The sequence below is a fragment of the Enterococcus sp. DIV0712 genome, assembly GCF_050554855.1.
Lineage (GTDB): Bacteria > Bacillota > Bacilli > Lactobacillales > Enterococcaceae > Enterococcus > Enterococcus faecalis.
In genome coordinates this window covers 1,451,556-1,477,480 of sequence record NZ_CP187333.1, presented here as the reverse complement: position 1 = coordinate 1,477,480, position 25,925 = coordinate 1,451,556, and the positions used below count along the sequence as shown (strand labels likewise).

General features: G+C 35.2%; 24 protein-coding genes and 1 CRISPR repeat array. Of the genes, 22 read left to right on the top strand and 2 right to left on the bottom strand.

Going from position 1 to position 25,925, the window contains the following annotated elements; translation table 11 throughout:
• The first annotated feature begins 61 nt into the window (after positions 1 to 61).
• The 13 genes from cas9 (at position 62) to IGL42_RS07065 (ending at position 15,224) form a co-directional block, all read left to right on the top strand.
• Complete coding sequence (gene cas9 / locus IGL42_RS07125; RefSeq protein ID WP_010710291.1) at positions 62 to 3,514, top strand: type II CRISPR RNA-guided endonuclease Cas9; 3,453 nt, start codon at positions 62 to 64, stop codon at positions 3,512 to 3,514.
• 205 nt (positions 3,515 to 3,719) lie between these two features.
• The gene (cas1, locus tag IGL42_RS07120; RefSeq protein ID WP_104842621.1) at positions 3,720 to 4,640 is read left to right on the top strand and encodes a type II CRISPR-associated endonuclease Cas1; all 921 of its coding nucleotides are present in this window, start codon (positions 3,720 to 3,722) and stop codon (positions 4,638 to 4,640) included.
• 20 nt (positions 4,641 to 4,660) lie between these two features.
• Positions 4,661 to 4,960, top strand: a complete 300-nt coding sequence (gene cas2 / locus IGL42_RS07115) for a CRISPR-associated endonuclease Cas2 (protein WP_002397366.1) — start codon at positions 4,661 to 4,663, stop codon at positions 4,958 to 4,960.
• A complete protein-coding gene (gene csn2-St, locus IGL42_RS07110) occupies positions 4,960 to 6,018 on the top strand; it encodes a CRISPR-associated protein Csn2-St (protein WP_002379508.1) in 1,059 nt (352 codons plus the stop codon). Before cas2 ends, csn2-St begins: the two co-directional genes overlap by 1 nt.
• A gap of 77 nt (positions 6,019 to 6,095) precedes the next feature.
• Positions 6,096 to 7,317: direct repeats of the CRISPR family, unit length 36 nt; unit sequence GTTTTTGTACTCTCAATAATTTCTTATCAGTAAAAC.
• Between the two features lie 273 nt (positions 7,318 to 7,590).
• Positions 7,591 to 8,445 carry a phosphate ABC transporter substrate-binding protein PstS gene (locus IGL42_RS07105; RefSeq protein WP_002357298.1) on the top strand — a complete coding sequence of 285 codons (855 nt, stop codon included), beginning with the start codon at positions 7,591 to 7,593 and terminating at the stop codon, positions 8,443 to 8,445.
• A 122-nt stretch (positions 8,446 to 8,567) separates the two neighbouring features.
• The gene (pstC, locus tag IGL42_RS07100) at positions 8,568 to 9,488 is read left to right on the top strand and encodes a phosphate ABC transporter permease subunit PstC (protein ID WP_002357299.1); all 921 of its coding nucleotides are present in this window, start codon (positions 8,568 to 8,570) and stop codon (positions 9,486 to 9,488) included.
• Entirely contained in the window at positions 9,488 to 10,372 is an 885-nt protein-coding gene (gene pstA, locus IGL42_RS07095) for a phosphate ABC transporter permease PstA (RefSeq protein WP_002357300.1), read from the top strand. Before pstC ends, pstA begins: the two co-directional genes overlap by 1 nt.
• Before the next feature lie 16 nt (positions 10,373 to 10,388).
• On the top strand, positions 10,389 to 11,198 hold the full coding sequence (gene pstB, locus IGL42_RS07090) for a phosphate ABC transporter ATP-binding protein PstB (RefSeq protein ID WP_002357302.1): 810 nt from the start codon (positions 10,389 to 10,391) through the stop codon (positions 11,196 to 11,198).
• Between the two features lie 10 nt (positions 11,199 to 11,208).
• Positions 11,209 to 11,967, top strand: a complete 759-nt coding sequence (pstB, locus tag IGL42_RS07085; RefSeq protein WP_002357303.1) for a phosphate ABC transporter ATP-binding protein PstB — start codon at positions 11,209 to 11,211, stop codon at positions 11,965 to 11,967.
• A 14-nt stretch (positions 11,968 to 11,981) separates the two neighbouring features.
• On the top strand, positions 11,982 to 12,659 hold the full coding sequence (gene phoU / locus IGL42_RS07080) for a phosphate signaling complex protein PhoU (protein WP_002357304.1): 678 nt from the start codon (positions 11,982 to 11,984) through the stop codon (positions 12,657 to 12,659).
• Between the two features lie 209 nt (positions 12,660 to 12,868).
• The gene (liaX, locus tag IGL42_RS07075; RefSeq protein ID WP_002371914.1) at positions 12,869 to 14,470 is read left to right on the top strand and encodes a daptomycin-sensing surface protein LiaX; all 1,602 of its coding nucleotides are present in this window, start codon (positions 12,869 to 12,871) and stop codon (positions 14,468 to 14,470) included.
• Between the two features lie 74 nt (positions 14,471 to 14,544).
• Positions 14,545 to 14,868, top strand: coding sequence for a PspC domain-containing protein (locus tag IGL42_RS07070; RefSeq protein ID WP_002357306.1), 324 nt, complete (start codon positions 14,545 to 14,547; stop codon positions 14,866 to 14,868).
• The gene (locus IGL42_RS07065; RefSeq protein ID WP_002357307.1) at positions 14,868 to 15,224 is read left to right on the top strand and encodes a phage holin family protein; all 357 of its coding nucleotides are present in this window, start codon (positions 14,868 to 14,870) and stop codon (positions 15,222 to 15,224) included. The genes IGL42_RS07070 and IGL42_RS07065 overlap by 1 nt, the downstream gene beginning before the upstream one ends.
• 35 nt (positions 15,225 to 15,259) lie before the next feature.
• Here IGL42_RS07065 and IGL42_RS07060 read toward each other — a convergent pair whose 3' ends face one another.
• The gene (locus IGL42_RS07060; protein ID WP_185776371.1) at positions 15,260 to 16,225 is read right to left on the bottom strand and encodes a GIY-YIG nuclease family protein; all 966 of its coding nucleotides are present in this window, start codon (positions 16,223 to 16,225) and stop codon (positions 15,260 to 15,262) included.
• Positions 16,226 to 16,434: 209 nt separating this feature from the next.
• Here IGL42_RS07060 and hprK point away from each other — a divergent pair, with 209 nt between their 5' ends.
• From hprK to IGL42_RS07030, 6 genes are all read left to right on the top strand, one after another.
• Positions 16,435 to 17,370 (top strand): HPr(Ser) kinase/phosphatase, encoded by a 936-nt coding sequence (gene hprK, locus IGL42_RS07055; RefSeq protein WP_002357309.1) that lies wholly within the window; start codon positions 16,435 to 16,437, stop codon positions 17,368 to 17,370.
• Between the two features lie 17 nt (positions 17,371 to 17,387).
• Positions 17,388 to 18,221, top strand: coding sequence for a prolipoprotein diacylglyceryl transferase (gene lgt, locus IGL42_RS07050; RefSeq protein WP_002381830.1), 834 nt, complete (start codon positions 17,388 to 17,390; stop codon positions 18,219 to 18,221).
• Positions 18,222 to 18,289: 68 nt separating this feature from the next.
• Positions 18,290 to 19,312, top strand: coding sequence for an NAD(P)H-dependent glycerol-3-phosphate dehydrogenase (locus IGL42_RS07045; protein WP_010710294.1), 1,023 nt, complete (start codon positions 18,290 to 18,292; stop codon positions 19,310 to 19,312).
• 11 nt (positions 19,313 to 19,323) lie between these two features.
• Positions 19,324 to 20,220 carry a UTP--glucose-1-phosphate uridylyltransferase GalU gene (galU, locus tag IGL42_RS07040; RefSeq protein WP_002360159.1) on the top strand — a complete coding sequence of 299 codons (897 nt, stop codon included), beginning with the start codon at positions 19,324 to 19,326 and terminating at the stop codon, positions 20,218 to 20,220.
• Between the two features lie 177 nt (positions 20,221 to 20,397).
• Complete coding sequence (locus IGL42_RS07035) at positions 20,398 to 20,829, top strand: DUF948 domain-containing protein (protein WP_002357316.1); 432 nt, start codon at positions 20,398 to 20,400, stop codon at positions 20,827 to 20,829.
• A gap of 15 nt (positions 20,830 to 20,844) precedes the next feature.
• Entirely contained in the window at positions 20,845 to 21,432 is a 588-nt protein-coding gene (locus IGL42_RS07030) for a YtxH domain-containing protein (RefSeq protein ID WP_002381831.1), read from the top strand.
• Positions 21,433 to 21,552: 120 nt separating this feature from the next.
• Here IGL42_RS07030 and IGL42_RS07025 read toward each other — a convergent pair whose 3' ends face one another.
• Positions 21,553 to 22,656 carry an aminopeptidase P family protein gene (locus IGL42_RS07025; protein ID WP_002379504.1) on the bottom strand — a complete coding sequence of 368 codons (1,104 nt, stop codon included), beginning with the start codon at positions 22,654 to 22,656 and terminating at the stop codon, positions 21,553 to 21,555.
• A 214-nt stretch (positions 22,657 to 22,870) separates the two neighbouring features.
• Between IGL42_RS07025 and ccpA the strand changes: the two genes are divergently transcribed.
• The 3 genes from ccpA (at position 22,871) to IGL42_RS07010 (ending at position 25,846) form a co-directional block, all read left to right on the top strand.
• The gene (ccpA, locus tag IGL42_RS07020; RefSeq protein ID WP_002357319.1) at positions 22,871 to 23,872 is read left to right on the top strand and encodes a catabolite control protein A; all 1,002 of its coding nucleotides are present in this window, start codon (positions 22,871 to 22,873) and stop codon (positions 23,870 to 23,872) included.
• Between the two features lie 188 nt (positions 23,873 to 24,060).
• Positions 24,061 to 24,753, top strand: coding sequence for an ATP-binding cassette domain-containing protein (locus tag IGL42_RS07015; protein ID WP_010710296.1), 693 nt, complete (start codon positions 24,061 to 24,063; stop codon positions 24,751 to 24,753).
• Positions 24,746 to 25,846 carry an ABC transporter permease gene (locus IGL42_RS07010; protein WP_010710297.1) on the top strand — a complete coding sequence of 367 codons (1,101 nt, stop codon included), beginning with the start codon at positions 24,746 to 24,748 and terminating at the stop codon, positions 25,844 to 25,846. The genes IGL42_RS07015 and IGL42_RS07010 overlap by 8 nt, the downstream gene beginning before the upstream one ends.
• Positions 25,847 to 25,925 lie beyond the last annotated feature (79 nt).

The following is a 25,925-nucleotide window of genomic DNA, read 5'->3' as shown; positions in this document are numbered from 1 at the left end:
CCCTTTACAAAAAATATTGTATAATTAAATTATTAATTGTCATTGCTTAAAGGAGGTTCTCATGTACAGTATAGGTTTAGATTTAGGGATTAGTAGTGTTGGTTGGTCAGTAATTGATGAACGGACAGGCAATGTTATTGATTTAGGTGTCCGTTTATTTAGTGCGAAAAATAGTGAAAAAAATTTAGAACGACGCACAAATCGAGGTGGACGTCGTTTAATTAGACGGAAAACGAATCGCTTAAAAGATGCAAAAAAAATACTTGCGGCTGTTGGATTTTATGAAGATAAATCATTAAAAAATAGTTGCCCGTACCAATTAAGAGTAAAAGGATTGACAGAACCATTAAGCAAAGGAGAAATTTATAAAGTGACTCTTCACATTTTAAAAAAACGTGGAATTAGTTACTTAGACGAAGATGATACGGAAGCAGCGAAAGAAAGTCAAGATTATAAGGAACAAGTTAGGGAAAATGCTCAGTTGTTAACAAAATATACGCCGGGTCAAATCCAATTACAGCGGCTGAAAGAAAATAATCGAGTGAAAACAGGAATCAATGCTCAAGGTAATTATCAGTTAAATGTTTTTAAAGTTTCTGCTTATGCAAATGAATTGGCAACCATTCTTAAAACCCAACAAGCCTTTTATCCTAACGAATTGACAGATGATTGGATTGCATTATTTGTACAGCCTGGTATTGCAGAGGAAGCTGGATTAATTTATCGCAAACGACCGTATTATCATGGACCAGGAAATGAAGCCAATAACAGTCCTTATGGTCGTTGGTCTGATTTTAAAAAAACAGGCCAACCAGCAACAAATATTTTTGATAAATTGATTGGCAAAGACTTTCAAGGTGAACTACGAGCAAGCGGCTTAAGTCTATCTGCACAACAATATAATTTACTCAATGATTTAACCAATTTAAAAATTGATGGAGAAATACCACTTTCGCTAGAACAAAAAGAATACATTTTAGCAGAATTAATGACCAAAGAATTTACTCGTTTTGGCGTTAATGATGTGGTTAAATTGCTGGGTGTAAAAAAAGAACGATTAAGTGGTTGGCGTTTGGATAAAAAAGGTAAACCAGAAATTCATACATTAAAAGCCTATCGCAATTGGCGGAAAATTTTTGCTGAAGCAGGGATCGATTTGGCTACGTTACCAACAGAAACGATTGACTGTTTAGCGAAAGTTTTAACCTTAAATACCGAACGCGAAGGGATTGAAAATACATTAGCTTTTGAACTGCCTAAGTTAGCAGAACCAGTAAAGTCACTAGTTTTAGATCATTACAAAGAATTAAGCCAAAGCATTAGCACGCAAGCGTGGCATCGTTTTTCTTTAAAAACATTACACTTATTAATTCCAGAACTAATGAACGCTACCTCAGAACAAAATACACTCTTAGAACAGTTTCAGTTAAAGTCAGGTGTTAGAACACGGTATAGTGAATATAATAAATTACCAACAAAAGATGTCTTGGCAGAAATTTATAATCCAACGGTGAACAAAACAGTGAGTCAAGCCTTCAAAGTTATGGATGCTTTGTTGGAAAAATATGGCAAAGAGCAAATTCGTTACATCACTATTGAAATGCCTAGGGACGATAACGAAGAAGATGAAAAAAAACGAATAAAAGAATTACATGCAAAGAATAGTCAACGAAAGAATGACAGCCAAAGTTATTTTATGCAAAAGTCTGGATGGAGCCAAGAAAAATTTCAAACGACCATTCAAAAAAATCGTCGTTTTTTAGCTAAGTTATTATACTATTACGAACAAGATGGCATATGTGCCTATACAGGACTGTCTATTTCTCCTGAATTATTGGTTAGTGATTCAACAGAAATTGATCATATTATTCCAATTTCGATTAGCTTAGATGATTCTATTAATAATAAAGTACTGGTTTTAAGTAAAGCTAATCAAGTCAAAGGACAACAAACACCATATGATGCATGGATGGACGGTTCTTTCAAAAAAACTAACGGGAAATTTAGCAACTGGGATGACTATCAAAAATGGGTGGAAAGTCGCCATTTTAGTCATAAAAAAGAAAATAATTTATTGGAAACGCGGAATATTTTTGACAGTGAGCAAGTCGAAAAATTTTTAGCTAGAAATCTGAATGATACGCGTTATGCCAGTCGTTTAGTTTTAAATACCTTACAGAGTTTTTTTGCGAATCAGGAAACGAAAGTTCGAGTAGTGAACGGCAGTTTTACTCATACTTTACGTAAAAAATGGGGTGCCGACTTAGATAAAACTCGTGAAACACATCATCATCATGCCGTTGATGCAACATTGTGTGCAGTCACTCCGTTTGTCAAGGTTAGTCGTTATCACTATGCAGTGAAGGAAGAAACTGGTGAAAAAGTCATGCGTGAAATCGATTTCGAAACTGGTGAAATTGTCGATGAAATGTCTTACCAGGAATTCAAAAAATCAAAGAAGTATGAACGAAAAACCTATCAGGTAAAATGGCCTAATTTTCGTGAGCAATTGAAGCCAGTAAACCTCCATCCAAGAATTAAATTTTCTCACCAAGTGGATCGTAAAGCTAACCGCAAACTCAGTGATGCCACTATTTATTCTGTTCGAGAGAAAACGGAAGTCAAAACGCTGAAAAGTGGTAAACAAAAAATAACGACTGACGAGTACACAATCGGTAAAATCAAAGACATTTACACGGTAGATGGTTGGGAAGCCTTCAAGAAAAAACAAGATAAACTTTTAATGAAAGATCTTGACGAAAAGACCTATGAACGATTGTTGTCTATTGCAGAAACAACTCCTGATTTTCAAGAAGTGGAAGAAAAAAATGGTAAGGTAAAGCGTGTTAAACGTTCACCGTTTGCTGTTTACTGTGAAGAAAATGATATTCCAGCGATTCGGAAATATGCGAAAAAAAACAATGGACCACTTATTCGTAGTTTGAAGTATTATGACGGTAAATTGAATAAACATATTAATATCACCAAGGATTCACAAGGACGACCTGTTGAAAAAACTAAAAATGGTCGCAAAGTTACACTACAAAGTTTAAAACCATATCGCTACGATATTTATCAAGATTTAGAAACTAAGGCTTATTATACAGTACAACTATATTATTCTGACTTACGTTTTGTGGAAGGTAAGTATGGAATCACAGAAAAAGAATACATGAAAAAAGTCGCCGAACAGACAAAGGGACAAGTGGTGCGTTTCTGTTTTTCTTTACAAAAAAATGATGGTTTGGAAATTGAATGGAAAGATAGCCAACGCTATGATGTGCGTTTTTATAATTTCCAAAGTGCTAATAGTATTAACTTTAAAGGGTTAGAACAAGAAATGATGCCAGCAGAAAATCAATTTAAGCAAAAACCTTATAATAATGGAGCCATCAATTTAAATATCGCTAAATATGGCAAAGAAGGCAAAAAGTTACGAAAATTCAATACAGATATTTTAGGAAAGAAACATTATCTGTATTATGAAAAAGAACCAAAGAATATTATTAAATAAAAAAGAAGAAACGAAAAGAAAAGGGTTGCATGATTAGCGTTTTTGTAGTAATCTTTAATTGTAGTCGACGGACTACCGCGTTTGACGAAACGTGTCTTTAATAATTTTACTGATAAGAAATTATTGAGAATCTACAAAAATAAGGCATTTTGCCGAATTTACCGCCCTACATATGTAGGGCGGTTTTTTTATTAAAAAGGAGGAAATGTTGTTGGGATTTCGAACAGTTTTCGTAAAAAATGGCGAGAAATTAAAAGTAAAGTTAGATAATTTAGAAGTGATAAAAGAAGGGAATACATATGTCATTCCTTTGACAGATATTGAAAGTGTAATTTTAGAAGGCGACCAGACATTCATCACTACACGGTTACTAGCGAAGTTCGCACAACATCATATTGATACCGTGATTTGTGATAATACGTTCATGCCTGTAGGTGTTTTTCTTGGTATTGGACAGTATCATCGCAGTGCGAAACGAGCAATCTGGCAAAGTAATTGGACAGAAGAACATAAACAAGTAGCGTGGTGCGAAATTGTAACACAAAAAATTCAGAATCAAATCGCAGTTGCGAAATATTTAGGAACAGATTCCGAACGAGTGGAAGTATTAGAAAAACTTAGTGAAGGAATTTTACCAGGGGATACAACGAATCGTGAAGGACATGTTGCAAAAGTATATTTTCATTCATTGTATGGTGTGGGTTTTACCCGTGAAGAAGAGTGCTTACCAAATGCCTGTATGAATTATGGCTATGCAGTTATTCGTGCACAAATGGCCCGTTGCGTGGTAGCGTTAGGATTATTACCGATGTTAGGGATTTTCCATAAAAATGAATATAATTCGTTTAACCTAATTGATGACTTAATGGAACCTTTTCGTCCATTAATGGATTGGTATATTCATCAAACGATATTGAAAAAGAATGAAAAGTATTTAACCTATCATAGTCGTTTAACCTTAGTGGAATTTTTACATCAAAAGATTAAGGTGAAAAACAAAAAAATTTATATGAACCAAGCAATGTCTGAATATGTAGCTGCTTTTGTGAAAGCAATGGAAACAGGTGATTTTGAAAACGTTCAGAAAATTCATTTGGTCAATATGTTGGAGTGTGAGGGGAAGTGAGTTTAGGAGTCGTGCGATTAATGTGTTTATTTGATTTACCCTTTGAAACGAAACAGGAGCAAAAAGAATACCGAATTTTTAGAAAACATTTACTGGAAAACGGATTTATTATGTTGCAGTATTCTATTTATTATCGGAGTTTGCCCAATCGTAGTGCGTTAAAAAAATATGAAACAATTCTAAAGAGAAAAGTACCACGTTCAGGGAACGTTCGATTGTTGTATGTTTCAGAAATTCAGTTTCAAGATATGCTATTATTGGCGGGCAGTCGTAGTCATCAAGAAGAAGTAGTTGGCGTTCACCGATTGGTGGTGATTTAATGAAACAAATTCGTTTAGAATATCAGTATCAACAATTTATTGAATTCTCTTTGGAAGATTATGTATTTTTTTATGGAGGAGAAAACCAATGGCGTCGTAAAATATTACGAACATTAAAACGGTTTGCGAAACAAAAAGCGTTAAGTGACTTAGAAGAATCAGTCTATGGAGATAACGGTATTGAAATTTTTTTAGAAGAAAAAAAGTTAAAGGCAAAGAGTATTGATTTTTACTTTTTAGAGGACAATACAAGTATTTTTCAACAAATGAATTTTATCAAAGGTACGTTACTTCACCAGGAATTACTTTATTTACAAGATGATTTTGATATTACAAATCAAATGAGCAATTTAAATGATCAGTTGTTAAAACTAGAAAATTTAATGAATGATAAATTAAATAACTATTTAACGAATATTGAACCGCATTTTTTAGAAATGAATTTTCAGGATATTTTGAAGTATTCGTTGTCATTAAACTATTTAGAAAATGGCCAATCGTTGCCTTTAGAAATGATGGATACAAGGGAATTGTTGGCTGAATTTATTTATCTCTTGCAACGGAGTATCAGCCGAAGAGAACAGCCTGTCTGGCTTGTTATTACAAATCCAGAAAGTTTTTTGGAGACGGAATCAATTTATTATCTCTTTCAGCAGCTAAAGAAATTGGCTCAAGAAACAAAGCAGTTGAAGTTTTTTATTTTTAGTAATAGAAGCTTGCCTTTACCGTATACGGAGGAAGATGTTGAGAAAACGATTTTGTTATATGATAAGTATCAGCAGTTGCCAGTTTTTGATGTTTTTCGTCAAAGTATTGAGCGACATTATCCAGATCAACTCTCTTGGACAAATCAACAACTAATTGATGCTTTTTATCGAGTCTGTCATTTTGTTGGTGATCAGTATACAAAAAATTATCTTTTACCTAAAGATATGATATTATTAAAATTGTTGAAGGAATTGTTAGACGACAATAGTGAGTGTGTCGAGACGTCGATGGAAAAGCTCACTGTATTGGAAGAACAATATTTTCGCGAACGGTTATTGCGGAAAGAGTGAGTCTGGAATTTTAACCGCGTAAAGTTATATTTTTTATCAAAAGGATTATTAATGAGATTTCAAATTTTAAATTTGAGGTTTTTGTACTCTCAATAATTTCTTATCAGTAAAACTTGAAACACATAATCATTAACCGCTTTTTGGTTTTTATACTCTCAATAATTTCTTATCAGTAAAACTGTTTATTCTGCGGTTTCTCGCCAAATTAAGTTTTTGTACTCTCAATAATTTCTTATCAGTAAAACCACTTCATATACCTTCTAAACGAGTTATTAGTTTTTGTACTCTCAATAATTTCTTATCAGTAAAACGGATGTACCAGTTATTCTTGGTCTTTCAAAGTTTTTGTACTCTCAATAATTTCTTATCAGTAAAACTGTTCCTCTTGATGGTGCTGACGGCAACCAGTTTTTGTACTCTCAATAATTTCTTATCAGTAAAACTGTCTCTTTGATGGCTTCCTTTTTAACCAGTTTTTGTACTCTCAATAATTTCTTATCAGTAAAACAAAAACCAAATTTAGAAACTATTAAAGATAGTTTTTGTACTCTCAATAATTTCTTATCAGTAAAACAAATCACGAGAAAGAACGGCTTCTTAGAGAGTTTTTGTACTCTCAATAATTTCTTATCAGTAAAACTTTTTCTCTTTTTCGGTTGTTAGCTCTGGGTTTTTGTACTCTCAATAATTTCTTATCAGTAAAACAAACGATACCTTATACCATTGAATATAATGGTTTTTGTACTCTCAATAATTTCTTATCAGTAAAACCGTTCCATTGCTTTAAACTAGTATCGGAAGGTTTTTGTACTCTCAATAATTTCTTATCAGTAAAACAGTTCGCTTATTCCCATCATGGCACAGACCGTTTTTGTACTCTCAATAATTTCTTATCAGTAAAACAAAACAAGTAAAAGACGTGGGTAATCAGTTGTTTTTGTACTCTCAATAATTTCTTATCAGTAAAACAAAACAAGTAAAAGACGTGGGTAATCAGTTGTTTTTGTACTCTCAATAATTTCTTATCAGTAAAACTGGAACATGAGAGTGGTTTAAACCCTGCTAGTTTTTGTACTCTCAATAATTTCTTATCAGTAAAACGCACCTAGAACGACGTCAATCGGTTGGTTGGTTTTTGTACTCTCAATAATTTCTTATCAGTAAAACGCAAAATGCCCGCTGCTATCTATTCAACGAGTTTTTGTACTCTCAATAATTTCTTATCAGTAAAACTAAAGATGGCAATCCTAAGCCAAGGCTTGAGTTTTTGTACTCTCAATAATTTCTTACCAGTAAAACAATAAGGAAGTAGGTTGGATGTACAAACTCGCTTTTATACCCCAAATAATTTTCAAAAAAGCCATCCCCACTAAATGTTTAAATATAGTCATCTTTCTAGCATAATTATTTGTATCTGAAGCAACAGCCAAATTGGCTTCTTCAGATACTTTTTGTTATTTAATTTAAGAGTTTTCTCAGTTGTACCAACAAATTGATAACTTATAATTTTCAAGTCCTACATATAATGGTAAAATAGAATAGATTGAAATTAATTGGAGGAATAATGAATCGATGAAAAAAAGATTGCTATTATTTATTGGTTTGGCAAGTATACTTACTTTGACAGGATGTGCAAAATGGATTGATCGTGGTGAATCCATCACAGCGGTAGGCTCATCAGCTTTACAACCATTAGTAGAGACAGCGAGTGAGGAATATCAAAGCCAAAATCCGGGAAGATTTATTAATGTCCAAGGTGGCGGAAGCGGAACAGGTCTGAGTCAAGTCCAATCTGGCGCGGTAGACATTGGTAATTCTGATTTATTTGCAGAAGAGAAAAAGGGCATCAAAGCGGAAGACTTAATTGATCATAAAGTTGCTGTCGTTGGGATTACACCAATCGTTAACAAAAATGTCGGTGTCAAAGATATCTCAATGGAAAATTTAAAGAAAATCTTTTTAGGTGAAGTAACAAACTGGAAAGAACTTGGCGGGAAAGACCAAAAAATTGTTATTTTGAATAGAGCGGCCGGTAGTGGTACGCGTGCGACTTTTGAAAAATGGGTCTTGGGAGATAAAACAGCCATTCGTGCGCAAGAACAAGATTCCAGCGGCATGGTTCGTTCCATTGTTTCTGATACACCAGGAGCGATTAGTTATACCGCATTTTCATATGTTACTGATGAAGTAGCTACGTTAAGTATTGATGGTGTTCAGCCAACAGATGAAAATGTAATGAACAATAAATGGATTATTTGGTCTTATGAACACATGTACACTCGTAAAAATCCAAGTGATTTAACCAAAGAGTTTTTAGACTTTATGTTGTCAGATGATATCCAAGAACGTGTGATTGGTCAATTAGGGTATATTCCTGTTTCGAAAATGGAAATTGAACGGGATTGGCAAGGAAATGTCATTAAATAATTCTCTTAACACAAAATTTACAAACTTAACATAAAATTTACATGTTATTAAAAACAAATTGATGTAAAAAAGGTACACTATTTTTATCTGTAAAAGTTGGATTGTTTGAGGAGGAAATATTCTTGGAAGATGTACAGAAAAAATTATTAACAAAATCGAAAAGAGCCAAGATGGAGCAACGAGGGAAATTTATTAGTTTCCTATGTATTGCCTTAATTGTAGCAGTGGTTGTTTCAATTTTCTATTTTGTTGCAAGTAAAGGACTTGCTACATTCTTTAAAGATAAGATTAACGTGTTTGATTTCTTATTTGGAACAAACTGGAACCCAAGTGATATCGGCGCAGACGGTAAACCCATGGTTGGGGCTTTACCGATGATTGCGGGTTCCTTTATTGTAACGTTTTTGTCAGCGATTGTTGCGACACCATTTGCGATTGGAGCGGCTGTTTTTATGACAGAAATTTCACCTAAAAAAGGAGCAAAATTTTTACAACCAGTTATTGAATTACTTGTAGGGATCCCCTCTGTTGTTTATGGATTTATTGGTTTATCTGTCATTGTTCCTTTTGTCCGTTCAATCTTTGGCGGAACTGGCTTCGGTATTTTAGCTGGTACGTTTGTGCTATTTGTCATGATTTTACCAACGGTTACTACGATGACCGTAGATGCATTAAAAGCTGTGCCTCGACATTATCGTGAAGCGTCGTTGGCGCTTGGTGCTACGCGTTGGCAAACGATTTATAAAGTTGTCTTGCGGGCAGCTGTGCCTGGTATTTTAACTGCGGTTGTCTTTGGTATGGCTCGTGCGTTTGGTGAAGCCTTAGCAATCCAAATGGTAATCGGAAATGCAGCTGTGATGCCAACTAGTTTGACAACACCAGCTTCGACACTAACAAGTATTTTGACAATGGGGATTGGGAATACAATTATGGGAACAGTTGAAAACAACGTTCTTTGGTCTTTAGCCTTGATTCTATTGTTGATGTCTTTACTATTCAACATTGTTATCCGAATTATCGGTAAGAGAGGAGCCTTAAAATAATGAATGCAAAAAAAGCAGATAAAATCGCAACAGGTATCTTATATGCCGTATCTGGCGTCATTGTTTTAATTTTGGCGGCCTTACTGATTTACATTTTAGCTAGAGGAATTCCACATATTTCGTGGGAATTTTTAACACAACCATCCAGAGCCTATCAAGTTGGTGGTGGGATTGGTATTCAGCTTTTTAACTCACTATATTTACTATTGATTACAATGATTATTAGTATTCCAATTTCATTGGGTGCTGGAATTTACTTATCGGAATATGCGAAAAAGAATTGGTTAACTGATTTAATTCGTACCTCGATTGAAATTTTAAGTTCATTGCCTTCCGTTGTTGTCGGGCTGTTCGGCTTCTTGATTTTCGTTGTACAAATCGGATATGGCTTTTCAATCTTATCAGGTGCGTTAGCATTAACATTTTTTAACTTACCATTATTGACTAGAAATGTTGAGGAATCTTTGAAAGCCATTCATTATACACAGCGTGAAGCGGGGTTAGCCTTAGGTCTTTCACGTTGGGAAACAGTTAAAAAAGTTATTTTGCCAGAAGCGTTACCAGGAATTTTGACAGGTGTTATTTTGAGTTCTGGTCGGATTTTCGGTGAAGCCGCTGCGTTAATTTATACAGCAGGACAAAGCGCACCTGCCTTAGATTTCAGTAATTGGAATCCGTTGAGCGTTTCAAGTCCGATTAGTATTTTCCGTCAAGCGGAAACGTTGGCTGTGCATATTTGGAAAATTAATACCGAAGGAACGATGCCAGATGGCGCTGCGGTCTCAGCAGGTGCCTCCGCTGTGTTAATTTTAGTAGTTTTACTTTTCAATTTCGGCGCTCGTTTTATCGGCAACCGTCTTTATAAGAGAATGACATCAGCTTAATGTTAGGGGAATTAGCATGAAAGAATACAATTTAAATGATACCCATTTACTTCAACTAGATAGCCAAAAAGACCCGATTGCGTTACACACGGAAGACTTACATGTCTTTTACGGGGACAATGAGGCTATCAAAGGTGTTGATTTGCAATTTGAAAAGAACAAAATAACCGCCTTAATTGGACCTTCTGGTTGCGGTAAATCCACGTATTTACGTTCGCTAAATCGTATGAACGATGGCATTGCCAATTCACGTGTTACTGGAAAAATCATGTATAAAGATGTCGATGTCAATACGAAAGAAGTTGACGTCTACGAAATGAGAAAACGCATTGGCATGGTTTTTCAGCGGCCCAATCCATTTAGTAAATCTATCTATGAAAATATCACATTCGCATTGAAACAGCATGGTGAAAAGGATAAGAAAAAATTAGATGAAATCGTTGAAACAAGTTTGAAGCAAGCCGCACTTTGGGATCAAGTGAAAGATAACTTAAACAAAAGCGCCTTAGCTCTGTCTGGTGGGCAACAACAACGTTTGTGTATCGCTCGGGCAATTGCGATGAAACCAGATATTCTGTTGTTAGATGAACCGGCAAGCGCGTTAGATCCGATTTCAACAGGAACGGTTGAAGAAACGTTAGTGAATTTAAAAGATGATTACACGATCATCATTGTGACACATAACATGCAACAAGCGGCGCGGATTAGTGACTATACAGCTTTCTTCTATATGGGTAAAGTCATTGAATACGACCATACAAGAAAAATCTTTACACGACCAAAAATTCAAGCAACGGAAGACTACGTTTCAGGACATTTTGGTTAGGAGGAGCAAGATGGGCAAAGAAATTATTTCATCAAAAGATTTACATTTATATTACGGGAAAAAAGAAGCATTGAAAGGCATTGATTTAACTTTTAATCAAGGAGAATTAACTGCCATGATTGGTCCTTCTGGTTGCGGGAAGTCAACGTATTTACGTTGCTTGAATCGTATGAATGATTTAATCCCAGACGTAACTATTACTGGAAGTGTCGTCTATAAAGGAAAAGATATTTATGGACCGAAAACAGATAACGTTGAATTACGTAAAGAAATTGGGATGGTTTTCCAACAACCTAATCCATTTCCGTTTTCAGTTTATGAAAATGTGATTTATGGCTTGCGCCTAAAAGGAGTCAAAGACAAGCAAGTCTTAGATGAAGCAGTTGAAACCAGTTTGAAAGCTGCTGCCGTTTGGGAGGATGTCAAAGATAAACTTCACAAAAGTGCACTTTCACTTTCTGGTGGACAACAACAGCGGGTTTGTATCGCTCGTGTTTTAGCTGTGGAACCGGATATTATTTTATTAGATGAACCAACTAGCGCCTTGGACCCAGTTTCTAGTGGTAAAATTGAAAACATGCTGTTAACATTAAAAGAGAAATATACCATGATTATGGTGACACATAATATGTCACAAGCATCACGGATTTCTGATAAAACGGCCTTCTTTTTACAAGGTGATTTAATTGAATTTAATGACACGAAAAAAGTATTTTTAAATCCAAAAGAAAAACAAACAGAAGATTACATTTCTGGTAAATTTGGTTAAAAGGGGGAAAAAGAATGTTACGGACACAATTTGAAGAAGAACTATTGAATCTGCACAATCAATTTTATGAAATGGGTATGATGGTTAGTAGTGCCGTCCATAAATCCGTGAAGGCATATATTAATCATGATAAAAAATTAGCTCAAGAAGTGATTGATCGCGATATTGAAATCAATGATATGGAAGTCAAACTTGAGAAAAAGAGTTTTGAAATGATTGCGTTACAACAACCAGTGACAACAGACTTACGTATGATTATCACTGTTATGAAAGCTAGTTCGGATTTAGAAAGAATGGCGGACCATGCCGTTTCGATTGCTAAATCAACGATTCGCTTAAAAGGAGAAACACGTATTCCTGAAATCGAAAAAGAAATTTCAGATATGTCTGATTATGTGAAAAAAATGGTGGATAATGTTTTAATCGCCTATGTTAAAACGGATCAAAAAGATGCACGAATGATTGCACAAATGGATGATCGTACTAATGAATATTTCGATAGTATTTACAAACATGCCGTAGAAGCAATGAAAGCTAATCCAGAAACGGTCATTAGCGGAACTGATTATCTACATGTGGCACAATACTTGGAAAGAATTGGCGACTATGTCACAAATATTTGTGAGTGGATTGTTTACTTGGCAACTGGTAAAATTACCGAATTGAATAGTAATCGTGACGAACAATTTTAAGAAAAACAAATAAAAAAAACTAGGAGACGGCCTTTTTTAGACCAATTCCTAGTTTTTTTAGCATAAAATGAACTGATTTTATAAAACTAGTCCTTACTAATGAGAAGAAATCGTTCTTAAGTCCTATGACAAATGATCAAAAACAAGGCATAATAATGCATGTAAGGAAAACACTATTGAGTGAAAAATTTGCTAAGGAGGCAATATCCATGAAAGAAAGAGAACGCGTATTAGAATTAGTGAAAAAAGGTATTCTAACGTCAGAAGAAGCGTTAATTTTATTAGAAAATATGGCAACTGAAAAAGATGAAAAACAAATCGAAAAAGCTGCTGAAAAAGTCGATACACAAAATATTGGAACAACAAATAAAGAAGATCAAGTCGCAGATTTAATGGATGCATTAGAAAAAGGCGAAGCAGAAGGACCTACTGTTGATTCGTTTGAAGAAAATACACAGGACAGTGCAGAAAAAGATCGTGAAAACTTAGAAAGAATTCTTGATGAGTTAGCAACAAAAGCCAATCGCGCTTCGGCTGAATTGGACGAAGTCAACGCAGAAATTGCCGGCATCAAAGAAGAAATTAAAGAAGTCGCTGAAGAAATTGGAACATTAGATACAAAAGAAGAATTAGATGCATTAACAGAAGATGAACAAGTTCAACGAAAAGACTTGCACGTTTTACTTGCACAATTAGAAGAAAAATTAGCGACTCAAAGTACTGAAAAAACAGCACTGGAAGAAGAACTAAAAAATATTCGCAAAGAACAATGGAAAGGTCAATGGAATGATACAAAAGAAAAAGTTTCTTCTCAATTCTCTGAAGAGTGGAAAGATCAAGCCACAGACACCTTTAACCAAGTCGGCGGTAAAGTTGCCGAAGTTGGCGGCCAAGTGGGAGAATTCTTGAAAAAAACATTTAATTCTTTCAGTGATACCATGAATGATAATGTGGAATGGAAAGACATTAAAATGAAAGTTCCTGGTGTGGCAACAACTAAGTTTGAACATGAGTTTAACTATCCAAATCCACAAGCAAGTTTAATTGATGTCAAGGTAGCAAATGGTACCGTGGTTTTCAAAACTTGGGATCAAGAAGATGTGAAAGTCGAAGCAAAAATCAAATTATATGGTAAAATGGCAGGAGATTCACCAATGGAAGCTTTCTTAGAACGAAGTGACATTGATGTGGATGATGAAACAATTTCTTTCCAAGTGCCAAACAAACGGGTGAAAGCAGATTTAACGTTCTATTTACCAAAACGCACTTACGATCATGTATCTGTTAAATTATTAAACGGAAATGTCTTAGTAGAAGAGTTAACAGCGAAAGATGTTTACACAAAATCAACGAATGGGACGATTACGTTTAAAAAAATTGATGCAACTATGTTAGAAATTGAAGGCGTGAATGGTGAAATTAAAGTCCTAGAAGGAACGATTTTAGATAACATTATTGAAACAGTCAATGGTGATGTGTCTATTTCCGCGGCACCAGAAAGTCTAAGTGTTTCTCTGATTAATGGAGATATCCGCATTACAGCTAAAGAAAAAACGCTTCGCCGTGTTGAAGCAAGCTCTGCAAATGGGAATATCAAGTTGGCCTTGCCAAATAACTTAGGCGTTGAAGGGCAAGTGAAAACGAATTTAGGTAGTATTAACAGCCGTTTAACAGATATTGAAGTTGTTCGTGAAAAGAAAGATCGCGGCAATCAACAATTACATTTTAGACGTGTACTGGAAGAATCAATGGCTCAAATTAATGCTTCTACAACAACGGGAAGTATTTTCCTAAAAGATACGGATAAATAATTAATAATTTTAAGCTAGATGGGCTGACGAATCAGCCTTTCTAGTGTAAAATTTAGTAGACGAGGTGAAAACATATGAAAAGAAAACTAACAAAATCTCCGAATAACGTGGTTTTAACAGGAAGCTTAGCTGGGATTGCTGATTGGCTAGGAATTGACCCAACAATTATTCGTGTCGTTTATGTCTTGCTCAGCTTTTTCTCAGCAGGATTTCCAGGCATTCTCTTATACATTGCCTTAGCAGTCTTGATCCCTTCTGGAAGAACAGGAAGCGATCGCGGCTACGGCCATCAAAATCCTTATAATAGAAATGTTCGCAATGAAAATCCTTATGCTGCCAATAAAAAGCAACGTAAAGAAGCGGAAAAAATTGATGATGACGAATGGAGTGACTTTTAATGACATATTTTCAGCGATTGGTTGTTAATACACTGACATTCATTTCTTTATCAGTTGTTTTTCCTGGCATGATTCATGTGAGAGGCATAATGCCTGCAATTATTGCCGCCTTTGTTCTCTCAATCCTAAATATGTTGGTGAAACCAGTCTTAACAATCTTGTCGCTCCCATTTACTTTATTAACGTTTGGTCTATTTAGCTTTGTTGTCAATGCAGCGATTTTACAAATGACCTCGTTTTTTGTGGGGGAAATGAACTTTGGCTTCTCAAGTTTTTGGGCAGCGGTGCTAATGGCTGTAATTATGTCAATTGTCAATACGATCGTTACGGATCACAATTTATCTAAATATGAATAAAAAAAGCCTGAAGAACGTAGCATAAAATGCGTTCTTCAGGCTTTTTCGATGGTTAAATTTTCTAGGTGACATTCTGGATGGCGGCTGATATAGCCATATAAAATGTTTAAAAAATCAACTTGTTGCTTCGAGTAATGCTCAATTGTTTTCGGTGGTTTTTTGGGCATGATTTTTTTTGCTAGTTCAAGCGATGAATATTTTTGAAACGTTTGTTTAGTTACAACACGTGTTGCTACCACCAAGCCTTGGTAAATTAAATAGTATTTGATTTTTTTCTGACAAGGTAACCACATCAGTTGCCAATCTCGTTGGTTAGCTTGACTAATTCGTTGATTTTGGTTTGCAAAGCGCGTCAAAAAGAGCCAATCTTCTTTGAGTTTTGCCGCTTTTTCGAAGGCTTGTTTTTCAGCAGCTTCTTGCATTTGTTGAGCAATTCGTTTGATTGGTTCTCGTCCTTGATTATGGAAAAAGTCGAACAATTCTTGTTGAAATAGTTCGGTCGGAATGGCACTCTCTTTTTGAAAGGTTTGATGCCAATAGTTGGTTGGGACGAGATCGTAGATACTATCCAAAATTATTTTTAAACGGTTTAATTTTCGGCGAATCGAATAAGGACCAAAACAGTTCTCTTTAGTGGGAATATTTAAGAGTTTAATCTCTAATTGCCGCTCATTAACGGCTACCGATACATAAGAATATTGTTCATAAGCATTCATTTGGCGATTGTAGCGCGGCCGATACTGTTGAATCAGTTGACATTCTAGGAGGAGCGCATCCAATTCTGTGTCAGTATGGAGAAGAACATCGAAGTCTATAATTTGTTTGACTAAACGCATCGTCTTTCGAGAATGTTGATTACTATTAATAAAATAGCTCGACACGCGATTTTTTAATTTTTTGGCTTTACCCACATAAATAATTGTGTCGGTTGCGTCTTTCATTAAATAAACACCCGGTGTTAACGGTAATTGATGGGCTTTTTCCTTTAAATATTCTTTCATAAGTTTCCTCTTTTCTTAAAAGGATCGGCTTCAAGTATACAAAGTTTTCTGAAATAGTCAAGTAACAGAAATAGCATAGGTAATTTCACTGAAAAATAGTTTCATTTTTTTGAAATATGATAATTCTAGGAATTATCTAGTGAATAGCTAGAAACTTGTATTTTTAAATGATAAAATATAACAAGTAGCAGAAAGGACTGACATTCGATATGACAGAAGTGGTAAAGATTTATCAACTGGTAGAAAATCTTTCTTTAGAAGTAGTATACGGAGATGAAGAAAGCTTAAATAGAACAATTAAAACTGGTGAAATTTCCCGGCCAGGTTTAGAATTAACTGGGTATTTTAATTATTATTCCCATGACCGTTTACAATTATTTGGGAGCAAAGAAATTACCTTTGCAGAACGAATGATGCCTGAAGAGCGTTTATTAGTGATGCGCCGTTTATGTGCGAAAGATACTCCAGCCTTTATAGTATCCAGAGGACTAGAAATCCCCGAAGAATTAATTACAGCAGCAAAAGAAAATGGGGTTTCTGTATTACGTTCACCGATTTCAACTTCCCGTTTACTAGGGGAACTATCCAGTTATTTAGATGGCCGTTTAGCTGTTCGGACAAGTGTCCATGGGGTTTTAGTTGATGTTTATGGACTTGGTGTTTTGATTCAAGGAGATAGCGGTATTGGTAAAAGTGAAACAGCTTTAGAGCTTATTAAACGTGGACATCGGCTAATCGCAGACGATCGTGTCGATGTTTATCAGCAAGATGAATTAACCGTGGTTGGAGAGCCACCAAAAATTTTGCAGCATTTAATTGAAATTCGTGGTATCGGAATTATTGACGTCATGAACCTGTTTGGAGCTAGTGCGGTCCGCGGCTTTATGCAAGTTCAATTGGTCGTTTATTTAGAGGCATGGGAAAAAGACAAGAAATATGATCGTCTTGGTAGTGATGATGCAATGGTTGAAATAGCTAACGTTGATGTCCCTCAGATTCGTATTCCTGTTAAGACCGGCCGAAATGTGGCCATTATCATTGAAGTAGCAGCAATGAACTTCCGCGCGAAAACAATGGGCTATGATGCAACAAAAACGTTCGAAGAGCGCTTAACCCGTTTGATTGAAGAAAATTCAGGAGAATAGAAGGAGAAGATGTGATGATGTTAGCTCAAGTAAATTCAATTGCATTTCGCCTTTTCGGTATTCCCGTCTATTGGTATGCAATTATTATTGTTTCAGGGATTGCTTTAGCTGTTTGGCTAAGTAGTCGTGAAGCCGTTCGTGTTGGTTTAAAAGAAGATGATGTCTTTGACTTTATGCTCTGGGGATTACCTGCAGCAATTGTTGGCGCGCGCTTGTATTACGTCGCTTTTCAATGGCAAGATTATGTAGACAATCCGATTGAAATTTTCTTTACTCGAAATGGTGGCTTAGCGATTTATGGTGGTCTTATTGGTGGGGGACTGGCGCTGTTTTTCTTTACGCGTCATCGTTTCATTTCTACATGGACTTTTTTAGATATTGCCGCACCAAGTGTGATTTTAGCGCAAGCAATTGGTCGCTGGGGCAACTTTATGAATCATGAAGCCTATGGGCCAGCGACCACCAGACAATTTTTAGAAAATCTCCATTTACCAACGTTTATCATTGATAACATGAATATCAACGGAACGTATCATCAACCAACATTTTTATATGAATCTGTCTGGAATGTTTTAGGCTTTATCGTTTTAGTGTTATTACGCAAAAAGCCACACTTTTTAAAAGAAGGCGAAGTCTTTTTAGGTTATATAATATGGTATTCTTTCGGCCGTTTCTTCATCGAAGGCTTACGGATGGACAGTTTGTATGCGTTTAGTAACATTCGTGTCTCACAATTGTTGTCTTTAGTGATGTTCGTGGCAGCAATTGTTATTGTGATCGTTCGTAGAAGAAATCCCAATTTGAAATTTTACAATCGGGAGAAACAAAAGAAAAAAATAACAACTTCTTAATCCAACTTGATCGAAGAATATGGTAAACTAAAGAAGTAACGTTGTTTAGCGAAAGGAGAGTTTCACCGATGAAACAAAAAGTCGCTGTTTTAGGTCCAGGTTCCTGGGGGACAGCTTTAGCTCAAGTATTAGCCGAAAATGGACACGAGGTCTGTATTTGGGGAAATAAACCAGAGCAAATCGATGAAATAAATACAAAACACACCAACAAACATTATTTACCAGAATTAATCTTACCTACTTCAATTCAGGCAACCACTGATTTAGCTACTGCTTTAGTAGATGTGGATGCGGTACTGTTTGTGGTACCAACTAAAGCCATTCGTTCAGTAGCACAAGAAGTGGCCCAACATTTAAAAACAAAACCAATTATTATTCATGCAAGTAAAGGGCTCGAACAAGGTACACATAAGCGGATTTCAGAAGTGATAGCAGAAGAGATTCCAGCAAAAAAACGGCAAGGGATTGTGGTTTTATCTGGTCCAAGCCATGCAGAAGAAGTCGCTGTTCATGATATCACAACCATTACAGCAGCAAGCGAAAATTTAGCAGACGCTGTGTATGTGCAAGAGTTGTTTATGAATGATTACTTTAGAATTTATACGAATGATGATGTGATTGGTGTAGAAACAGGGGCGGCCTTAAAAAATATTATTGCTTTGGGCGCCGGAGCGATTCATGGCTTAGGCTTTGGTGATAATGCCAAAGCGGCAATTATGACTCGTGGTTTAGCAGAAATTAGTCGTTTAGGGGTTGCGATGGGAGCAAACCCATTAACATTTATTGGTTTAAGTGGTGTTGGGGATTTAATTGTTACTTGTACAAGTGTCCATTCTCGAAATTGGCGTGCGGGTAATTTATTAGGAAAAGGCCATAAGTTAGATGAAGTCTTAGAAAACATGGGTATGATTGTGGAAGGTGTTTCAACAACTAAAGCAGCCTATGAATTGGCACAACAATTAGAAGTCGAAATGCCAATCACAGAAACAATCTACAATGTCTTGTACAATGACGAAGATGTACAACAAGCAGCAAAAGAAATCATGTTGCGCGATGGCAAAACCGAAAACGAATTTACACTTGATTTTTAGGAGGAAAAAAGATGAAAGTTAAAAAGGCAGTTATTCCAGCAGCTGGGTTAGGAACACGTTTCTTGCCGGCTACCAAAGCGATGGCAAAAGAAATGTTACCGATTGTTGATAAACCAACGATTCAATTTATTGTAGAAGAAGCACTAGCTTCAGGAATCGAAGATATTTTAATTGTGACAGGCAAAGCCAAACGTCCGATTGAAGATCATTTTGATTCAAATGTTGAATTAGAAAATAATTTAAAAGAAAAAAATAAAACCGATTTATTGAAATTAGTCGAAGAAACAACGGATGTTAATTTACATTTTATTCGTCAATCCCATCCGAAAGGCTTAGGACACGCTGTTTTACAAGCGAAAGCATTTGTTGGCAATGAACCTTTTGTCGTGATGTTAGGCGACGATTTAATGGAAGATAAAGTGCCATTAACGAAACAATTAATGGATGATTACGAAGAAACACATGCTTCGACGATTGCTGTAATGAAAGTGCCCCATGAAGATACTTCAAAATATGGTATTATCAACCCAGAAAAAGAAATCGAAAAAGGACTATACAATGTCGAGAATTTTGTTGAAAAACCAAAACCCGAGGAAGCACCAAGTGATTTAGCGATTATCGGCCGTTATTTATTAACCCCTGAAATTTTTGATGTACTTGAAAATCAAAAACCAGGCGCTGGTAACGAAATTCAGTTAACAGATGCGATTGACACTTTAAATAAAACACAACGCGTTTTTGCTCGTGAGTTTAAAGGAGAACGTTACGACGTTGGCGATAAATTTGGGTTTATGAAAACAAGCATTGAATATGGTTTGACTCATCCAGAAGTAAAAGATAATTTACGAGAATACATTATTAATTTAGGTGCTCAATTAGCGAAAAAAGAGCAACCAAAAGAAAAATAAATAAAAATAAGCGTAAAATTTCAATTCGTTAGAAGGAAATTTTACGCTTTTTTTCTTAAAGAAAAGGGCATGAGAATTTTATAAAATAAATTGTCATTCTTAGCTTTATGAGTTGTGAAAAATATAAGTTGGTGTTATCCTAAGATTATAAATAAAATTTCAGAGGGGAGTAATGATATGTCAGGTGGGGAAATTGCTGCCTTAATTGCAGCGGTAGCATTTGTTGTTTTAGTCATCTTTTTAGTACTTGTGTTATATAAAGTTTCTCAAGTTGTTTCAAAAATTGAAGATACAATTGATGAAACAAATACAACAATCAAAGTCGTGACTAGCGATGTGAATGTATTGAGTCGCCAAGTGGAAGGCTTGCTTGTTAAAAGCAATGAACTATTGACAGATGTGAATCAAAAAGTGGCAACGATTGATCCGTTGTTTACGGCCGTTGCTGATTTAAGCGAAAGTGTCTCTGAATTGAACACCTCAAGTAAACATTTGATTACAAAGGTAGGAACCGTAGGGAAAGGCACAGCGAAAGCTGGTTTAGTGAGTAAAGTAGGCGGTTCTGCTTTTAGAGCAATGCGTTCAAAAAATAAAAAAACAAATAACTAATTGGAGGAGATTTTTATGGCTAAAAAAGGCGGATTTTTCTTAGGAGCAGTAATTGGTGGAACAGCAGCAGCCGTTGCCGCATTATTACTTGCACCAAAATCAGGTAAAGAATTACGTGATGATTTATCAAATCAAACAGATGATTTAAAAAACAAAGCGCAAGATTACACAGATTATGCTGTTCAAAAAGGGACAGAATTAACAGAAATCGCAAAACAAAAAGCCGGCGTTTTATCAGATCAAGCCTCTGATTTGGCAGGTTCTGTCAAAGAAAAAACAAAAGATTCATTGGATAAAGCACAAGGTGTTTCTGGCGACATGCTTGATAACTTTAAAAAACAAACAGGTGATTTATCTGATCAATTTAAAAAAGCAGCTGACGATGCTCAAGATCACGCAGAAGATTTAGGTGAAATTGCCGAAGATGCAGCAGAAGATATCTATATTGACGTTAAAGATTCTGCGGCAGCGGCCAAAGAAACTGTTTCTGCTGGTGTCGATGAAGCAAAAGAAACCACCAAAGATGTTCCTGAAAAAGCTGCAGAAGCAAAAGAAGATGTTAAAGATGCAGCGAAAGACGTAAAAAAAGAATTTAAAGGGTAACAAGCGTTTAGCTTATGAAAGTTAGCAACGGATCGTGTTGCTTTTGTTCAGCGGCTTACCTTAAAATTTAGAAATGAGGCCATCAGTCCGGTTGACTGATGGCCTCATTTTATTTTTATGCTATTCAATAATTTGCAATTCTTTGGTTGTCTTAGTGAATGGTTCGGATCCTGTTTTCGTTACGTGTAAACAATCTTCAATACGAACGCCTACTTTTCCAGGAATGTAAATACCGGGCTCAATAGAGAAACACATACCTTCTTCAATGACTAAATCATTGCCATGAACCAGCGATGGGTATTCATGGACAGTGGTTCCAATGCCATGGCCTAAGCGATGGTTAAAGTATTCACCATAACCAGCTTTTGTAATTACACCTCGGGCAATATCATCTAATTCGCCTGCTGTAACACCAGGTTTCACCGCTTCAGTTGCTGCTAATTGTGCTTCTAAAACAATTCCATAAATTTCTTTTTGGAAATCAGAAGGTTCCAAGTAGCTGACTGTTCGTGTGGCATCACTACAATAGCCATTATGAACGACACCTAAATCAAATAACACTAAGTCATGGGGCTCAATTTTTGTTTCGCCAGGTACCCCGTGAGGACTAGCTCCGTTTTTTCCTGTTAAGACTAACGTATCAAAACTCATTGAGCGAATGCCTTGACGTTTTAATTGATACTCGATTTCAGCAACAATTTCTTGTTCCGCAACGCCTGCTTGAATTGCTTTGAAGCCAATCTCAAAAGCGACATCAGCCCAACTACCAGCTTCTAGTAAACGTTGAATTTCAGGTTCTGTTTTAATTAATTGAAGTTTTTCAATTAAAGGCGTAACATCATGCGAAAAATCGCTAGCTGGGAAATAGGTTTTCAATTGATCGAAACGAGCTAAAGAAAGAGCTTGTTTTTCTAAAGCAAAGCGTGGTGTGCCTTGTGTTCGTTTATTTAATAAAGCCGCAATTTTTTCCCAAGGATTTTCGCTATCTAAATAACCATAAACGGGATAAGTCCAACTACTCTTTTCGGCATCTTCGACTTCCAATGCAGGTGTAAATAAAAATGATTGGTCGTCCGCAGCGATAAACAAAGCTAACACGCGTTCATGAGGTTCGCTTTCGTAACCGGAAAAGTAAGCGATATGACCAGGATCACTAATATAAGTGAAGTCAATCTTTTCTTGGTGCATCCAATTTTTTAAATCGGCAATTTTTTCTTGATTCATAAAACATCCTTCTTTCTTTTATTCTGAAGTGAATCACAGTACTATCATAACATGAAATGACAAAAAGTTCCTTTTGAAATGGAAAGTAAATTTTCATGAAAAAACGATAAAACGGTTGCAAAAATAGAAGAATTTTGATATTCTAGGCTAGGGAAGAAATGTAAACAGTGTTTTCAGAAAATGAGAACAAATTCATATTTATAGGAGAAGAAACATGGAAAAACAAACAATTACAATTTATGATGTTGCTAGAGAGGCAAATGTATCTATGGCTACTGTTTCTCGTGTTGTCAATGGTAATCCCAATGTAAAACCAGCAACGCGTAAAAAAGTCTTAGAAGTGATTGATCGCTTAGATTACCGTCCTAACGCAGTCGCACGTGGTTTAGCAAGTAAAAAAACGACAACAGTGGGTGTCATTATTCCAGATGTTAGTAATGCATTTTTTGCTTCATTAGCACGTGGCATTGACGACGTGGCTACAATGTATAAATATAATATCATTTTAGCTAATTCAGATGGAGACGATCAAAAAGAAGTTACTGTATTAAACAATTTACTTGCCAAGCAAGTAGATGGGATTATCTTTATGGGTCATCGCATTACAGATGATATTCGTGGTGAATTTTCACGTTCAAAAACGCCTGTTGTCTTAGCAGGTTCAATTGATCCAGACGAACAAGTCGGTAGCGTTAATATTGATTACACAGAAGCAACGAAAGACGCAACAGCGACTTTAGCGAAAAATGGGAACAAAAAAATTGCTTTTGTTAGTGGTGCATTAATCGATCCAATTAATGGTCAAAACCGAATGAAAGGCTACAAAGAAGCTTTAGCGGAAAATGGCTTGTCTTATAATGAAGGCTTAGTTTTTGAATCTGAATATAAATTTAAAGCAGGCATTAATTTGGCTGAGCGTGTCCGTAATAGTGGGGCAACTGCTGCCTTTGTTACAGATGATGAGCTAGCAATTGGCTTATTAGATGGGATGCTAGATGCTGGTGTGAAAGTTCCAGAAGAATTTGAAATCATTACAAGCAATAACTCATTGCTTACAGAAGTCTCTCGTCCACGTCTATCAAGTATTACACAACCTTTATATGATATCGGTGCCGTGTCAATGCGTTTATTAACAAAACTAATGAACAAAGAAGAAATTGAAGAAAAAACAGTTGTTTTACCTTATGGAATTGATCAAAAAGGTTCAACAAAATAAGAGAAAATTCTACTAGAAATGCAAAAAAGTACAAGAAGAAATCATTTTCATGATTTCTTCTTGTACTTTTTTGCATTCTGCTATTAATACACAATAAGATTGAAAATTAAAATAAGATTAAGTTGATTAGAAAATCGGTCGGTAAAGCATTGCTTATGGTATCTTTAGATTAAAAAAGAGGTGTTTTTGTGGAGGTAAGAGAATTAACTGTCGAGTATGGTAATAGAGCAATTATAGAAAATTTATCTATGCAAGCTGAATTTGGTGAAATAATTGGCTTAGTTGCTCCTAATGGAACTGGAAAAACCACGTTCTTTAATGCTATATCTGGTTTAATCCCTAGAAAAAATGGAAATATTAGTTTAAATAAGATTGATTACAATAGTAGAAGTGCAACGTATTTAAAAGAACTATTTTTTCTTGAAAGTAGTAAAAATTTATATGATTATTTGACGCCGAAAGAACATCTCGAATATATTAAAGCCGCTTGGAAAAGTAATAGCGATATAGAGCATATTTTTGAACAATTAAAGATGAAAGAATATCAAAATAGAACAATAAAAAAATTATCTCTTGGAATGAAACAACATGTATTATTAGCAATGTATCTAGCAAGTGATGCAACAATACTTTTGTTAGACGAACCTTTTAATGGCTTGGATCCTACTAGTGTTAGTTTATTCATAATGTGCTTAAAAGAAATAGTTTCTAAAGATAAAATAGTTATTTTATCTTCTCATGATTTGTATAATGTTGAACACACATGTACACGTATTTTATTTATGAAAAATAAAAAGTTGGTTGAGAATGATCAACGTAACCTTTCTTTACGTGAACAATATGATAACTTATATTTAAGAGGAGAAGAGAGAGATGCTTAAGATAGAAACGATAAAAATATTGAAAGAGAAGAGTCTGTGGTTTGTGTTTGTAGCCTTTATTTTAATGTTAATTTATCCGTTGCTAGCTCAACCCCAACAACTTTCTTTTAAAGAAATGCAATATGAAAACCGAATCAAAAATAACGAACAAGCGAAAGAAAAAATGAAAAATGAACCTGCAGCAAAAGAAACTTTAAATGAGATAGAAGATGAAAGTGAGCAATTAAGGAAAGTAATTAATGCCATCAAAATTGGTGATGAATGGGCTTTATTAGAAGCTGAGAAAAAATTGGAAGAAAGTAATTTAAACGCAATGTTAAAAGGAACGTTGTACAGTATACCAATTATTGAGCAACAAAAAAGAGTCAAAGAATTGCAATATTTATCTGAAAACAGGATCAAACAAGTGGATTCTTCTGAAGTTGCTAAAATGCCTGCTTTGAATTACCTAGGTTTTCTTTTATCGATGGATTTTCCATATACATTATTATTAATTATCCCTAGTTTAATGATTATAGCGCTCGCAACTTTAGAAAAAAGAAAAAATACTGTTTCTTTATGGAATGGACTTCCCTTAAAACTATGGGAAAAATATTCTATTAAAATAAGTAGTATTTTGTTTACAGTCGGATTGGTTTCTTATCTGTCAATCTTTCTTTCTGCAATCAGTGCATTTTTCAAAAATGGTCTGGGAAACCCTGATTATCCAGTCGCGATTATTGAAAAGGGACAAAGTGTTACAATCATTTCTCTTTCTAACTATTTGTCGAGAAGCCTAATTATGTTTGGTATGCTGTTATTAGCATTGACAGTATTCAGTTTCTTGCTTTCACTATTTACTGGAAATTTGATTGTTCATAGCTTGCTAATTGTTGGTGTGGTATTATCTTCAGGATTTAGTATGCTTTCCAATAAATTTTTCTTTACAGCTTATATGAATTTTCCTAAAATTATTAATGGAGGAAATGGGTATGAGCCGATGGATGAGATAGGTCTCACATTTGATTTTTCTTTAAAGATGATAGTTGTCTATGTATTAATAAGTTTAATAGTATCTGCTATTGTTTTGAGAAACAGAAAGGGATTATTTTAGTTAAAATAGGTTGATTGCTGCATATTATTTCATTAAATGTAGGAGCTATTTTTGAATAGCTCGAGCTAGTATCGATGGT

Excerpts from the sequence above, each read along its gene's own strand:
- cas9 (WP_010710291.1), top strand. The coding sequence starts at position 62 with ATGTACAGTATAGGTTTAGATTTAGGGATTAGTAGTGTTGGTTGGTCA.
- cas1 (WP_104842621.1), top strand. The coding sequence starts at position 3,720 with ATGTTGTTGGGATTTCGAACAGTTTTCGTAAAAAATGGCGAGAAATTA.
- cas2 (WP_002397366.1), top strand. The coding sequence starts at position 4,661 with ATGTGTTTATTTGATTTACCCTTTGAAACGAAACAGGAGCAAAAAGAA.
- csn2-St (WP_002379508.1), top strand. The coding sequence starts at position 4,960 with ATGAAACAAATTCGTTTAGAATATCAGTATCAACAATTTATTGAATTC.
- IGL42_RS07105 (WP_002357298.1), top strand. The coding sequence starts at position 7,591 with ATGAAAAAAAGATTGCTATTATTTATTGGTTTGGCAAGTATACTTACT.
- pstA (WP_002357300.1), top strand. The coding sequence starts at position 9,488 with ATGAATGCAAAAAAAGCAGATAAAATCGCAACAGGTATCTTATATGCC.
- pstB (WP_002357302.1), top strand. The coding sequence starts at position 10,389 with ATGAAAGAATACAATTTAAATGATACCCATTTACTTCAACTAGATAGC.
- pstB (WP_002357303.1), top strand. The coding sequence starts at position 11,209 with ATGGGCAAAGAAATTATTTCATCAAAAGATTTACATTTATATTACGGG.
- phoU (WP_002357304.1), top strand. The coding sequence starts at position 11,982 with ATGTTACGGACACAATTTGAAGAAGAACTATTGAATCTGCACAATCAA.
- liaX (WP_002371914.1), top strand. The coding sequence starts at position 12,869 with ATGAAAGAAAGAGAACGCGTATTAGAATTAGTGAAAAAAGGTATTCTA.
- IGL42_RS07070 (WP_002357306.1), top strand. The coding sequence starts at position 14,545 with ATGAAAAGAAAACTAACAAAATCTCCGAATAACGTGGTTTTAACAGGA.
- IGL42_RS07065 (WP_002357307.1), top strand. The coding sequence starts at position 14,868 with ATGACATATTTTCAGCGATTGGTTGTTAATACACTGACATTCATTTCT.
- IGL42_RS07060 (WP_185776371.1), bottom strand. The coding sequence starts at position 16,225 with ATGAAAGAATATTTAAAGGAAAAAGCCCATCAATTACCGTTAACACCG.
- hprK (WP_002357309.1), top strand. The coding sequence starts at position 16,435 with ATGACAGAAGTGGTAAAGATTTATCAACTGGTAGAAAATCTTTCTTTA.
- lgt (WP_002381830.1), top strand. The coding sequence starts at position 17,388 with ATGTTAGCTCAAGTAAATTCAATTGCATTTCGCCTTTTCGGTATTCCC.
- IGL42_RS07045 (WP_010710294.1), top strand. The coding sequence starts at position 18,290 with ATGAAACAAAAAGTCGCTGTTTTAGGTCCAGGTTCCTGGGGGACAGCT.
- galU (WP_002360159.1), top strand. The coding sequence starts at position 19,324 with ATGAAAGTTAAAAAGGCAGTTATTCCAGCAGCTGGGTTAGGAACACGT.
- IGL42_RS07035 (WP_002357316.1), top strand. The coding sequence starts at position 20,398 with ATGTCAGGTGGGGAAATTGCTGCCTTAATTGCAGCGGTAGCATTTGTT.
- IGL42_RS07030 (WP_002381831.1), top strand. The coding sequence starts at position 20,845 with ATGGCTAAAAAAGGCGGATTTTTCTTAGGAGCAGTAATTGGTGGAACA.
- IGL42_RS07025 (WP_002379504.1), bottom strand. The coding sequence starts at position 22,656 with ATGAATCAAGAAAAAATTGCCGATTTAAAAAATTGGATGCACCAAGAA.
- ccpA (WP_002357319.1), top strand. The coding sequence starts at position 22,871 with ATGGAAAAACAAACAATTACAATTTATGATGTTGCTAGAGAGGCAAAT.
- IGL42_RS07010 (WP_010710297.1), top strand. The coding sequence starts at position 24,746 with ATGCTTAAGATAGAAACGATAAAAATATTGAAAGAGAAGAGTCTGTGG.